The sequence below is a fragment of the Pelagovum sp. HNIBRBA483 genome (assembly GCF_040931995.1).
Taxonomy (GTDB): Bacteria; Pseudomonadota; Alphaproteobacteria; order Rhodobacterales; family Rhodobacteraceae; genus JAEPMR01.
On sequence record NZ_CP162412.1, the window covers coordinates 1223512 to 1236799 of the forward strand.

Genomic DNA, 13288 nt, shown 5'->3' on the forward strand with positions numbered 1-13288 from the left:
GTCGGTACCCGGCTTTTCATGGTTTTGGTTCGTCATCGTTGGTTGCGTTTGAGCTGACAGGCACACAGACCTACGACCGATCAGTGGCATATTGCACTATCCATGGGAGAGACTTGGGCGAGCTGCTTTTTGCCAACACACAGCGTCAGGTTTGGGAACGGTACGATGTATGGGAGCGGTATTGAGGGGGGTAAGGTCGTCGTGTCGATCGCTGCTCGGAGCTGTACCTTCTCAGAGCCTAGACAGAATCAAACAGATAGCTGCCTGGAGCGGAAGGAGGCTACCATCAGGCGCGCCCTTGGAGCCAAGGATGCTGCACACGATTAACGATACTATACTTGATGGTCACGTCTATATCTTGGAGGTATGTCCTCGTCCTCTCAGACTGCCGGACATTGCCCTCCATATCGTGTCCAGTGATCCAGTCCATGTGCGCGCCTGACGGGACTGGGTCTGTTAGGTTAGCCATTAGGCCGGTCAGATTATGTCGTAACGAATGAGCGACTTTCCGGTCATCATTCTCGTTGTCCCTAACTGCATGAAAATAAGGACTGACTGCCCTGCTTGCTGATTTCGATGATTTCCCGTCGTTCTCAATTTTAAAGCTGAAGATGCGGCCGGTGCTGGGTTCGGGTAACTCAAGGCAATCGGGTATCGCTACTGTTCTTGCAGAGAATTTATCATTTTTTACCACTGCTCCAGTCGACAGGTCAAAATATCTCAACCCATTTCTATCAATCTTGTACTGCGACCAAGTTAGTAGGGCCGCCTCATCAAGTCTCATGCCTGTGGTGATTAAGATGGACAACAGCAACCAGTGCTCATCTGGCATATCTAGAGAGAATAATCTGTGCAATTGTTCGGTGCTCAACGCCTCATAGCTGCGTTTGGCAATACCGTAGCCTTTGGCGCTAATACCCACAAATGGGTTAGCGGTTAAAAATGGTTTGGGCATCTGCGCATTAGAATCGACTAAGTCGGTTATTGCCCAATTCAGCATTGTGGACAGGTGTCGTTTGTAGGTCTTGATCGTGCTATTCGCCAACCCCTCATCCGATAATGTTTCCATGATGATTTTGGCATCGCGCGCCAAGATTTGGTCTAGCGGTTTGTCACCGATGATTTCTGCACATGTAGTGATGTAGCTTGATGCATATTGGTGTTCTTTTCTCGATAAACCTGCCCAGCGCCTATCTTTCAAGTAAGCAGGAAGGACCTCAAGGATTGTTGGGCATCCGGTAAGATTGACTCGCTGCTCAGCTTCAGATCCAACTTTGCTGCGCGGCTCAGGCAGGGAGTTATTTTCGGAGCCATCTATTGTTTCAAGAAATTCTTTCAACTCGGCAGCGGCTTGGTTCTGCATGGTAGTCGGGTAGGGGTTGGGTGGGGCTGTTATCCTCGATCGAAAGTCTAATGCCTCATGATAATTAAGAAAGCGGAACAGCTTGTTCGCCAAGCTCAAGTTCCAACCATCTGGTGCCATGCAAACGATCTGACACGCTAATACTCGACCGTCGTCCCACTTTTGGATGAAGGCCTGCGGTTCAAGCCCTCCGGCCTTTTCTGGCTTCCAGTTCGTCTGGAGGAGTTCCAAGAATGGGTCTCGTTCTAATAATTTATCCCATTCATCATAAATTTCGCGTTCGATACTGCGCCAAACGCGCTCTGCCTGTTTTCGGTCCCTTGATCTTGTCGATTTGCGTACAGTTCGGTTGCCGCCAGTAACTTTAAACACGTCAGCAGGCTTGGTTACTTGAACGTAGTAGTATCCACCCTTCGAGGTGATTTTTACTAGCCGAGTTACAGGATACCTGCTTATGGAAGTCATGACTTTGTTCCCAATTTTCTTCCCAGCATTGTTCCCAATGGGGTCGTTTGGGTCAATGATATATAGAAAAAAGGAGTGTTTGGTTTGCTGGAGGCGAGTACCGGAATCGAACCGGTGTACACGGATTTGCAATCCGCTGCGTCACCACTCCGCCAACTCGCCTCGCTTGCGTCATTAGAGGTGACAGCGATCGGCTACACCAACAAAATGGGCGGTGCAAGGCGGATTTTATGGATGCGTTGCGAGAGATCTCTGGTTTGATCATTGCCCTGATCCGCCTGTTGTGGCAAAGGCTTGTCAACATTCAGTTCAGCGAAGAGGCGGACAGTTGGCAAATTACGATGCTCGCAGAACCATGATGGTCGATACGCAGATCAGACCGTCGGACGTGACCAAGTTTCCGATCATTGATGCGATGCTTTCCGTCCCACGGGAAAAGTTTGTTCCAGACGAACTGAAAGAGGCAGCCTACATTGGCGAACATGTTTCGTTAGGCAATGGCCGTGTTCTGTTGGAACCACGCACTTTTGCAAAAATGCTGGATTTTGTTGATGTGCAACCGGATGAGAACATTCTCGATATCGGTTGCGGGCTGGGATACTCGACGGCTGTGCTTGCGTCTCTCGCGAAATTCGTGGTCGCCGTCGAAGATGACGAGCAACGTGCGGACGAGGCTCAGAGCCTACTGTCGGAATTGAATTTGGACCAAGCCGTTGTCGTTTCGGGCGCTCTTGTCGAGGGTGCGGCAAAGTCCGGCCCTTATGATGTTGTCTTCATTGAAGGGGCTGTTGAAGTCCTGCCAGAGGGTATCACCGCTCAAATCAAGGATAATGGCCGTGTGATTGCAATTTTCGCAGAGGGTGAGCTGGGCGTCGTACGGGTCGGTTACAAGCGCGATGGTCGGCTTCACTGGCGGTTCGCGTTCAATGCAACCGCACCCATATTGCCCGGCTTTGAGAAGAAACCAGAATTTTCCCTTTGAATTTGAACCGAACAGTCTAGTTTGGCGATGACGAGGGGCCTGAAGGGACTGGAACTGCATATGAGAATAGCACGAAGCCTTTTCGCGTCGTTGTTGATTGCATCGTCTGTCTTTGGATCCTCGGCGAGTGCTGACACCCTTTCAGGCGCGCTATCGCGTGCTTACGAGAATAGCGGGTTACTAGAACAGAACCGTGCTACGTTGCGGGCTGCTGACGAAAATGTCGCGCAAGCGGTGTCGCGTCTCAGGCCAGTCCTGTCTTGGTCCGCATCGGCGCTGAATAATAATCTCACCGGTGCTAATCCGCTGGCCGATTTCGACAGTAATTTCTCGACGTCCTTGTCGCTCAACCTGAACTGGCTTCTATATGATTTTGGCGCGAGTGACTTGGCGGTTGAAGCGCAGAAGCAAACTGTCCTTGCGACGCGCGAGGCATTGGTTTCAGTCGAACAGCAAGTTCTCCAACGTGCTGTTGCCGCTTATCTCTCGGTGTTGCGCGACCAACAATTCGTTTCGCTGAGAGAGAGTAATGTTCGGCTGATTGCTGAGGAACTGCGTGCTGCTGAAGAGCGGTTTAACCTCGGTGAGACAACGAGGACTTCTGTAGCACTTGCTGAGGCACGGCTTGCCTCTGCGCGCAGTCTCCTCGCCGTCGCGCGGGGTAACCTGGTGCGTGCCGAGCAGGAATATCAGGTCGCCGTCGGGGCGATGCCGCGTAATTTGGCGCAAGCGCCTGCGTCACCGGTTTCTCTGAGTGTAGATGCTGCAAAAGCGTATGCTGTGCGCCATCACCCCCAGATCAAGCAACTCCAGTATAGCGTATCTGCGAGTGAATTGGCGCTGGAACGCGCATCGCTTGCCATGAGGCCGCAAGTTCAGCTGAACTCCGGTATCACATTGCGGGACGACGGAACCGAGAGCTCCAATATTTCGGTGACAGTCGGCGGTCCCCTTTACAATGGCGGCGCGATGCAGAGCCAAATGAGGCAAGCTCGCCATCAGTTGGACAGCGCCCGCGCTGGCCTACATATTGCGGTGCAAAATATCGAACAGAATGTTGTCGTCGCCTATGCGAATTACGATGTAGCAGGTGCGGCGCGAGACGCGTATGAACAGCAGGTTGCTGCGGCGGAAGTGGTTTTTGAGGGAACCCGCGAGGAAGCTAGCCTTGGAGCACGGACGATGCTCGATGTACTCACTGCGGAGCAAGACCTGCTTGATGCCCGCGCCAACCTTGTCTCGGCACAGATCGATGAAATCCTTGCGAGCTACTCCATTCTGGCGGCTCTAGGGAGCTTAACCGTTGATCATCTGGATTTATCGGTGCAACGCTTCGATCCTGAAGCCTATTACGAACTTGTCAAATCTGCGCCAATTGCCTCCTCTGCTCGCGGGCAAGCGCTAGATAGGGTGCTTTCTGCAATCGGAGATTGAGTATATTTTGCTTCGGCGCCCACTACCTGTTGTTTTGCGGGCGCATTCGGGGTTACTATCTCGGATAGAAAAAGAGCAGGGAAGTTCATGTCCGATCCGCTGACGAATGTTGATGCTGAGGACGTCCTCGTTTCAATTCGGCGTTTGATTGCACAAGATGCTGATAATGAATGGACTGTCGAAACAGTCCCTGTCGCGCGCGAAGGTGCTGGACAACACAGCCAACCATCGGCTGACGATCAGGAATCGAGGTTTTTACTGACACCGGCATTGCGCGTTGTGGGCGCAGATACTCAGCGCAAAGAGACGCCCGCGACCGATGCCGCGTTGGGGCGCACTGCATTGTCTCTTGATCCCTACCTCGTTTCCAAATCCGAGGATGGCGCCGGCGAAAACGCACCGTCACCGAACGAGAGCTTGGCGGAACTCGTGGAAAACCAGATCAGGCACGCGACTATGGAAGCGACGATTGCCGAGCTGGAAGCAGCCATTAGCCAGAATGACGATGAGTTCGAACCTGATGAAGGTGAGCCAGAACCTTCGACACCGTTGTGGTTCCAAAGCTATGCAAAGGCGGAGCGCGCGCTTTATGCGAACCTTGGCAACGCGCCGTCCACTAGCGGACTGCACGGACAGGCTCATGATGATGCTCCTCTAACGGCAGACCGGATAGCCTCCGGCAACACCGAGGTGGAGCCGCAACCGAAATCTGTTGAGTTCAATGCGGCACATACATCCGTCGCTACGTCTGAACCCAATCAATTGGTGCTGGACGAGGATGCATTGAGGGATCTTGTCCTGGACATGGTCCGTAGTGAACTCAAAGGCGCGCTCGGGGAGCGGATTACACGCAATGTTCGTAAGCTCGTTCGGCGCGAAATATATCGGGTAATGTCCGAACAGGGTCTTATCGAGTAACTGTTTCGGCAAGCGCAAGAAGTCGGTCGAGATCCAGATGCTGTTCCATGTGATTTGCAAGCGCGTCCAACGTTTGTTCTACTTCGGCTTCGTAAAATACGTCGCTCCGCGGCATTCCCAACTCCGCGAGAAAGTGGCGCCGGAATGCGTCAGACGAAAAAAGGCCGTGCAGGTAACAGCCAAGAATTTGCCCACCTTTTGCTGATGCACCCTCAGGGCGCCCATCTAGGTGGAGCCACGCATTTCTGCAATCCGGTCCGACAGTTTCACCGATATGAATCTCATATCCCGAGACGTTCGTGCCGCTAGCTAAATGAACCGCCGTACTCAGAGCGAGCCTTTTTTCTGGTTTCATATATGTCGTGATGTCTAGAAGGCCGAGCCCTTCGACTCTGGCAGGTTTTCCCTCGATTCCGAGGTCGTCTATGATTTCGCGGCCGAGCATTTGGTAGCCACCGCAAATTCCCAAGACACGACCGCCTCTATTTAGGTGGGCCGCGAGATCGACATCCCACCCTTGCTCCCGAAAGTGCCTCAGGTCGGCGATGGTTGATTTTGAACCGGGGATAAGCACCAGATCGGCATCGCCGGGAAGCGCGCGTCCCGCCTCGATAATCTCGACTGAGACATCTGGTTCCGCTGCCAAGGGATCTAGATCGTCAAAATTCGCGATGCGACCAAGTCGCGGCACAGCGATTTTGATCTTACCAATGCCCCTGCTTGCTATGTCCATTACATCTTCTGCGGGCAACTTCCACGCAGCATCGAACCAAGGGACAACGCCAATCGGGGCCCATGATGTATATTCTGTTATTGCCTGCATCCCGTCATCGAACAAAGAAACGTCACCGCGAAACTTATTGACGACAAAGGCTTTTATGCGATCTCGATCACTCTCTGGTAGGATCACATGTGTGCCGACAAGCTGCGCGATTACACCTCCTCGGTCGATGTCACCAACGAGCACGACCGGCACGTTGGCGGCCTCGGCGAAGCCCATGTTCGCGATATCGCCTGCGCGCAGGTTGATCTCGGCGGGACTGCCAGCTCCCTCCACGATGACGAGATCATGCTGACTCGCGAGCCGGTGAAAACTATCAAGGACCGGCGGCATTAAAGTCGCTTTCATCTTGCCATAATCGCGTGCTTTGAGTGTGGCGATACGCTTGCCTTGGAGCACAATCTGCGAACCAACATCTGTTTCTGGTTTCAGCAGAACGGGGTTCATATCCGTGTGAGGTTGCAGGCCACAGGCACGGGCCTGAAGTGCTTGAGCGCGCCCGATTTCCCCGCCATCCTTTGTTACGGCAGCGTTGTTGGACATGTTTTGTGGTTTGAATGGAGCAACCGACATCCCCCTCCGTCGCGCAGCGCGGGCGATACCGGCAACCAGAAGTGATTTGCCCACATTTGAGCCAGCGCCCTGAATCATTATTGTCTTGGCCATGCGGCACCTCCAAAATTCGTCATACGGTGTGGAGCGGGCCGTGAAAAGCCGATCGGCGGCAGGTTTGTGACAGTGACCGTCACATTTGTTCGCGTAGGACTTCTGAAACAAAAACAGGCGCTCAATCGAGCGCCTGTTTTTGAACTATTGAAATGGTTCTTAGGCTGCTTTCGCGCCTTCCAATTCTGCGGCGTGGCGGCGTTCACTCTCTTCGCGTGACAGTGCGACTGAAGTCCGTACACCCTTGCCGACAAATTCCATCAGGCCCTTAACGACTCGCTCGTTCGGGTCGATCCCCGCGCAGGACAAAACCTCGCGCCCATCGCGCGAGCGTGCCCAACGAGCAATTTGCTCAGGGCCGTTTCCGTATTTCTTATCGTCCGCAATCGCATCGTCTAACGCAGCAAGAACCACCGCCGCAAAAAGCTTGCGAGCGCGATTTCCTTGTTCGTTGTTGAAAGCAGTGCCATCAACGAAATCAGTCATGACGCATCCTTTGTTGTTTTTGCTCTTGTGGTTTGGTCGGTTCGCGCAATATGCCTGTTTCCAACCGATTCGGGGTGGTTCATTTGGAATGGCAGCTATGCATATTATGCATATCTGTGGCCAGAACTTTTTGGTTTTGAGCGGTTTTCCAGATCATCACAACGATATGTAGTTGGAAAACGCGCTTCATCAACCATGACGTCACAATTTGGATAAAATTCGAAATGCCCAAAATCAACGGAAACGAAATTCGCCCTGGAAACATCATTGAGCATGATGGAGGTTTGTGGGCCGCTGTGAAGGTGGGTCACGTCAAGCCAGGAAAGGGCGGGGCGTTTGCACAAGTCGAGTTAAAGAACATCCGTGATGGCAGGAAATTGAACGAGCGTTTCCGTTCTGATGACCGTGTCGAGCGTGTCCGTCTTGAACAGAAAGATCAACAGTTCCTTTACGAGACGGATGGACGTTTGGTCTTTATGGACAACGAAACCTTCGAGCAGACAGAGGTCGATGCAGAACTTTTGGGCGAGCGCCGTCCCTTCTTGCAAGACGGCATGGTCGCGACGGTCGAATATTTCGACGAAGAGGCGTTGAGTGTACAGCTGCCGCAAAAAGTCACCTGCACCGTTGTGGAGACTGAGCCGGTAGTGAAGGGCCAGACAGCGGCAAACTCATATAAGCCTGCGATCCTGGACAACGGTGTTCGGATCACGGTTCCGCCATTTATCGCAACCGACGAGCGGATCATCGTCAACACCGAGACAATGGAATATTCCGAACGCGCATGACGAATTATTGGCATCTTTGGGCTGACTGCTGGACAGGGTGCCCGAGAGACCCAATATAGGGGGCATGAGTCTTCCGCCCGGGTTCCTAGATGAGTTGCGAGGTCGCTTGTCCCTTGGGCAAGTGGTCGGTCGTAAGGTTATGTGGGACTCGCGGAAGTCCAACCAAGGGAAGGGCGACCTATGGGCGCCTTGCCCGTTTCATCAAGAAAAAACGGCGAGCTTTCATGTCGATGACAGGAAGGGCTATTACTATTGTTTTGGCTGTCACGCCAAAGGCGACGCCATTTCTTTCGTCCGCGAAACTGAAAATGTGAGTTTTATCGAGGCGGTAGAGATTCTGGCGCGCGAGGCAGGGCTGCCGATGCCGGAGCGTGACCCTCGTGCGCAGGAGAAGGCGGACAAGCGAACTGAGTTAGCCGATGTCATGGAAGACGCGGTTCGTTTTTATCAACTTCAACTCCGAACTGGCGCCGCGAAAGACGCTCGCGACTATCTCGCGGGCAGGGGGATTACGGAAAAAGTTATCGAACGTTGGGAAATTGGGTTCGCGCCTGACAACCGTCAGGCCGTGTACTCTCATCTGACCTCGAAAGGGGTCAGTCCCGCCGATATTATTGAGTGTGGATTGGCGGCCAAACCTGATGACGGTGGCGCGCCTTTTGATCGGTTTCGGGGGCGGATCATGTTTCCGATCCGCGATGCGCGGAACCGGGCGATTGCATTTGGCGGGCGTGCGATGGACCCGAATGCCCGCGCCAAGTATTTGAACTCACCAGAAACCATGCTCTTCGACAAGGGCCGCACCTTGTTCAACCAAGGGCCTGCAAGGGCGGCGAGCGGCAAAGGCAAGACTTTGATCGTTGCTGAGGGCTACATGGATGTTATCGCTTTGGTTGAGGCGGGGTTTGAGGCGTCGGTCGCGCCGCTGGGAACGGCCATTACCGAAAACCAGTTGCAGCTTCTATGGCGTATGCACCCCGAGCCAACGATTGCGCTTGATGGAGATACGGCGGGTTTGCGGGCCGCTATGCGGTTGATTGAACTGACGCTCCCAATGCTTGAGGCAGGCAAATCACTTCGTTTCGCTCTGATGCCCGATGGCAAAGACCCAGATGATATTTTGCGCGGCAAAGGAGCGTCTGCTCTTCAGGCAATTCTGGAAGCTTCTATTCCAATGGTTGACCTACTTTGGCGTCGGGAAACGGAGGGTAAGGTCTTTGACAGCCCTGAAAGGCGGGCAGGCCTGGAAAAAGCATTCAATCAGCGCTTGTCGCTGATACAGGATCCGTCAATCCGGCATCATTACCAAGCCGCGCTCAAAGACAGGATGTGGCATCATTTCCGCCCCGCGCGGAGCGGCCGTGCGTGGAAGGGCGGCGCGCAGAAAAGTATCGCAGCGCCGATGGCAGAGACAAAACTCTCCCCCTTGGTATCCGAGGGCGGTACGAGCGACCATGTGCGCGAAGCTGTTGTGTTTGCCGTATTGTTGGCAACGCCAACTGTCATCCCCGAATTCGAAATCGCATTGGAAGCCTTAGTGTGCACCGATCATCAGCACGCGCAGATACGAAATGCGCTATTGAGGCATCTGGAAGCGCCAGACGTAAAAAATGCCGTCCTTTCCGACCTAGGAGAGGAGGCGCTGGCTAAGCTTTTCTCTCAGAGCTATGTGCGCATCAACCCTTCCTTCCGGCGGCCCGGTGATGAAGAAATGGCGCGCATGTGCGTGGCTGAGGAGTTGGAAAAGTTACAAGCCCAGCGCGGTTACGAGCGTGAGATGGCTGATGCGATGCAGGACCTCTCCACCTCCGCTGATGAGGGGCTGACTTGGCGGTTGCGCGAGGCTGCAAAATCTCTCCAGCAAGCCGGCAAGGGCGACGGAGAAGACCGCGCCGCCTACGAGCGCGGTGAAAATGGTGTTCAGATGAAGAAAGAGGAGAAAGAGGCCTTCGACGACCTCGTTCGCAGGCTGAATTCCGAAGATTGACAATTATTGGCCTTTGATTTGGTCCATAAGCGAAAAAAACCACTCAGGTAGGTTGCGTATTCCGCCCCGCGCGGATTGATTCGAGTTTGGACGAATCACTGATTCTCGTTTTGTGCGAGAGATGATTCGGTAAGGAGTTTTGAATGGCTGCACGTGAAAACGAAGAAACCCGCGTCGAGGACCAAGATGGTGAAATCTCGCTCGATGTGAGCCAGTCGGCGATCAAGAAGATGATCGCGGAGGCACGGGAACGGGGCTACATCACTTATGATCAGCTCAATGCTGTTTTGCCCCCTGACCAAGTTTCTTCTGATCAGATTGAAGACGTCATGTCGATGCTCTCCGAGATGGGCATTCAGGTCACTGAGGATGAGGAGTCTGAGGAGACAGAGGAAAACAAGGCGTCGACCGCCATTGCCACGACCGGTGGAGGGCGTGACGTTGCTGTTTCGGCCGGAGAAACCGAGAAGCTCGACCGTACTGACGATCCGGTCCGGATGTATCTGCGTGAAATGGGGTCGGTTGAACTGCTGAGCCGCGAAGGCGAGATCGCGATTGCCAAGCGGATCGAAGCCGGTCGCAACACGATGATTGCAGGGCTTTGCGAAAGCCCGCTGACCTTCCAGGCAATCACCATCTGGCGGGACGAACTTCTTTCTGAAGATATCCTCCTGCGCGACGTGATCGACCTCGAAGCCACTTTCGGAAACCAACTCGACGACGAAGAAGAGGCGGTGGTCACACCCGGCGCGCCTGTCACCAGCGGCGAGTCTTCAAAACCGGCGACTGAAGAGCTGGATGCTGATGGAAACCCGATCGCGACTGACGATGACGATGACGAGGACGATCAGGCCAATATGAGCCTTGCCGCGATGGAGGCGGCGTTGAAGCCGCGTGTCCTCGAAACTCTTGAGAATATCGCGCGCGACTTCGCCCATCTTTCCGATATGCAAGACGCGCGCATGTCTGCGACACTCAACGAGGATGGGACTTTCTCTGAACAGGAAGAAGCAACATACCAGCATCTAAGATCAGAGATCGTTGTACTCGTGAACTCGCTGCACCTTCATAATAACCGCATTGAGGCTCTGATCGACCAGCTTTACGGCATTAACCGGCGCATCATGTCGATCGATAGCTCAATGGTGAAGCTGGCAGACCAAGCGCGGATCAACCGCCGTGAGTTTATCGAAGCCTATCGCGGTGCGGAACTAGACCCGACCTGGGTCGATAGAATGCAGGAGAACAGCGGTCGCGGCTGGCAAATGCTGTTCGAGCGGTCGACCGACAAAATTGAAGAGCTGAGGTCAGATATGGCTCAGGTTGGTCAATATGTCGGTGTGGATATCTCTGAATTCCGCCGCATCGTGCAGCAAGTCCAGAAGGGCGAGAAAGAAGCACGCCAGGCAAAGAAAGAAATGGTCGAGGCCAACCTGCGCTTGGTTATTTCTATTGCCAAGAAATATACAAACCGTGGCTTGCAATTCCTTGATTTGATTCAGGAAGGTAACATTGGTTTGATGAAGGCGGTAGACAAGTTCGAATATCGCCGCGGCTATAAGTTCTCCACCTATGCAACTTGGTGGATTCGTCAGGCCATCACCCGCTCAATCGCGGATCAGGCGCGGACCATCCGTATTCCGGTGCATATGATCGAGACAATCAACAAGCTTGTTCGGACCGGTCGCCAGATGCTCCACGAGATCGGCCGCGAACCGACACCGGAAGAGTTGGCCGAGAAGCTGCAAATGCCGCTTGAGAAGGTGCGGAAGGTGATGAAAATCGCCAAAGAGCCGATTTCGCTCGAAACACCCATTGGTGACGAGGAAGATAGCCAGCTCGGCGACTTTATCGAAGACAAGAATGCGATCCTGCCTTTGGATTCGGCCATTCAGGAAAACTTGAAAGAGACGACGACACGCGTTCTTGCCTCACTGACGCCCCGCGAGGAGCGCGTTCTCCGGATGCGTTTCGGCATCGGTATGAACACGGACCATACGCTTGAGGAGGTCGGTCAGCAATTCAGCGTGACCCGTGAACGCATTCGACAGATCGAAGCTAAGGCGCTGCGCAAGTTGAAACATCCGAGCCGGTCGCGGAAGTTGCGGTCGTTCCTTGATCAGTAAAGCAACGAGGCAGCATGTCCCTTTTCGGAAAACTTTTCGGTAGTAGCGAGAAAAAAGCGGAACCTGTTGAGCACAACGGGTTTCGGATTTTTGCGGAACCGATGAAGGAAGCCGGTGGGTTTAGAATTGGCGCGCGCATCGAGGCTGAGATCGATGGTGTGAAAAAGACCCACTCGATGATCCGCGCTGATACCTATCAGAATGCCGAAACGGCGATGGAAGCCTCCGTCACAAAGGCGAAGATGTTGATCGACCAAATGGGTTCCCGCATCTTCGATTGAGCGGGGTGGTCTTGCACAACACTTTTGAGATCAAAACCAACGGCCCCGGGCTTTATGAGTTTACCGAGGCAGTTCGATCGTGGGTAATTGGAACAGGTGTCGTGACGCTTTTTGTCCAGCATACCTCATGCTCACTTCTGGTGCAGGAGAACGCCGATCCCGAGGTGCAAACCGACCTTAGGAACTTATTTGAAAGGTTGGTTCCGCCGAGTACCGACCCGTCGATGCGGTACCTAACACACACATACGAAGGCCCAGATGATATGCCAGCTCATATTAAAGCGGCGCTGTTGCCTGTGAGCCTCTCGATACCTGTGATTGAGGGGCGCTTAGCGTTAGGAACTTGGCAGGGCATCTATCTGTTCGAGCACAGGAACCGGCCGCATCTGCGCAGTATTGCCGGATGCATGCAGAACACGGCCTGAGTTACTGTATCTAGCGGTCGTGAATTCTCTCTACCCAAATTATTCACAACCACCTATACTCGTTGTGGATAACTGGGATTGAATACCTAGACGGCAGTAGATGAGGACAGGAACATGCGTTGCCCGTTTTGCGGTCATCAAGACACACAAGTAAAAGACAGCCGCCCGGCTGAGGACCATGTAGCCATTAGGCGCCGCCGTTTTTGTCCGGCATGTGGTGGGCGTTTCACAACTTATGAGCGCGTACAACTGCGTGATCTCGTGGTGATTAAGACCAATGGTCGCCGCGAAGATTTTGATCGAGACAAACTTGAGCGGTCGATCCGCATCGCGCTGCAAAAACGCCCCGTTGAGCCCGAGCGGATGGATCAGATGATTTCGGGTATCGTGCGTCGGTTGGAAAGCATGGGCGAAACTGACATTCCGAGCCAAACGATTGGTGAAATCGTTATGGAAAGTTTAGCCCGTATCGACACTGTCGCTTATGTCCGCTTTGCAAGCGTATATAAGAATTTCCAGGCTGCGGACGATTTCGATAAATTCGTCAGTGAATTGCGGCCACTGGCTAAGCCGGACGAGTGAGCAC

General features: G+C 53.6%; 13 protein-coding genes and 1 tRNA gene. 10 read left to right on the forward strand and 4 right to left on the reverse strand.

What is annotated here, in order from left to right:
- Positions 1–286 precede the first annotated feature (286 nt).
- On the reverse strand, positions 287–1828 hold the full coding sequence (locus AB1E42_RS06000; protein ID WP_368346081.1) for a hypothetical protein: 1542 nt from the start codon (positions 1826–1828) through the stop codon (positions 287–289).
- Positions 1829–1916: 88 nt separating this feature from the next.
- Positions 1917–1990, reverse strand: a tRNA-Cys gene (locus AB1E42_RS06005).
- Between the two features lie 68 nt (positions 1991–2058).
- Here AB1E42_RS06005 and AB1E42_RS06010 point away from each other — a divergent pair.
- The 4 genes from AB1E42_RS06010 (at position 2059) to AB1E42_RS06025 (ending at position 5162) form a co-directional block, all read left to right on the forward strand.
- Positions 2059–2187 carry a hypothetical protein gene (locus AB1E42_RS06010; RefSeq protein WP_368346082.1) on the forward strand — a complete coding sequence of 43 codons (129 nt, stop codon included), beginning with the start codon at positions 2059–2061 and terminating at the stop codon, positions 2185–2187.
- The gene (locus AB1E42_RS06015) at positions 2157–2810 is read left to right on the forward strand and encodes a protein-L-isoaspartate O-methyltransferase (RefSeq protein WP_368346083.1); all 654 of its coding nucleotides are present in this window, start codon (positions 2157–2159) and stop codon (positions 2808–2810) included. The genes AB1E42_RS06010 and AB1E42_RS06015 overlap by 31 nt, the downstream gene beginning before the upstream one ends.
- Before the next feature lie 60 nt (positions 2811–2870).
- Entirely contained in the window at positions 2871–4244 is a 1374-nt protein-coding gene (locus AB1E42_RS06020) for a TolC family outer membrane protein (RefSeq protein ID WP_368346084.1), read from the forward strand.
- An 87-nt stretch (positions 4245–4331) separates the two neighbouring features.
- Positions 4332–5162, forward strand: a complete 831-nt coding sequence (locus AB1E42_RS06025; RefSeq protein WP_368346085.1) for a hypothetical protein — start codon at positions 4332–4334, stop codon at positions 5160–5162.
- On the opposite strand, the gene AB1E42_RS06030 is transcribed toward AB1E42_RS06025, so the two are convergent.
- Together AB1E42_RS06030 and AB1E42_RS06035 are read right to left on the reverse strand one after the other, a co-directional pair.
- Positions 5152–6609, reverse strand: a complete 1458-nt coding sequence (locus AB1E42_RS06030) for a cobyric acid synthase (RefSeq protein ID WP_368346086.1) — start codon at positions 6607–6609, stop codon at positions 5152–5154. The two genes, AB1E42_RS06025 and AB1E42_RS06030, sit on opposite strands and share 11 nt — an antisense overlap.
- Positions 6610–6768: 159 nt before the next feature.
- Entirely contained in the window at positions 6769–7095 is a 327-nt protein-coding gene (locus AB1E42_RS06035; protein WP_368346087.1) for a DUF6280 family protein, read from the reverse strand.
- Between the two features lie 224 nt (positions 7096–7319).
- Between AB1E42_RS06035 and efp the strand changes: the two genes are divergently transcribed.
- The 6 genes from efp (at position 7320) to nrdR (ending at position 13284) form a co-directional block, all read left to right on the forward strand.
- Positions 7320–7883, forward strand: a complete 564-nt coding sequence (gene efp, locus AB1E42_RS06040; protein ID WP_368346088.1) for an elongation factor P — start codon at positions 7320–7322, stop codon at positions 7881–7883.
- A gap of 64 nt (positions 7884–7947) precedes the next feature.
- On the forward strand, positions 7948–9870 hold the full coding sequence (gene dnaG / locus AB1E42_RS06045) for a DNA primase (RefSeq protein WP_368346089.1): 1923 nt from the start codon (positions 7948–7950) through the stop codon (positions 9868–9870).
- A 143-nt stretch (positions 9871–10013) separates the two neighbouring features.
- On the forward strand, positions 10014–11996 hold the full coding sequence (gene rpoD / locus AB1E42_RS06050) for an RNA polymerase sigma factor RpoD (protein ID WP_368346090.1): 1983 nt from the start codon (positions 10014–10016) through the stop codon (positions 11994–11996).
- 14 nt (positions 11997–12010) lie between these two features.
- Positions 12011–12277 carry an HlyU family transcriptional regulator gene (locus AB1E42_RS06055; RefSeq protein WP_368346091.1) on the forward strand — a complete coding sequence of 89 codons (267 nt, stop codon included), beginning with the start codon at positions 12011–12013 and terminating at the stop codon, positions 12275–12277.
- Between the two features lie 11 nt (positions 12278–12288).
- Positions 12289–12702: a secondary thiamine-phosphate synthase enzyme YjbQ gene (locus AB1E42_RS06060; protein WP_368346092.1), complete on the forward strand. Its 414-nt coding sequence runs from the start codon at positions 12289–12291 to the stop codon at positions 12700–12702.
- Positions 12703–12816: 114 nt separating this feature from the next.
- A complete protein-coding gene (nrdR, locus tag AB1E42_RS06065) occupies positions 12817–13284 on the forward strand; it encodes a transcriptional regulator NrdR (protein ID WP_368346093.1) in 468 nt (155 codons plus the stop codon).
- Positions 13285–13288 lie beyond the last annotated feature (4 nt).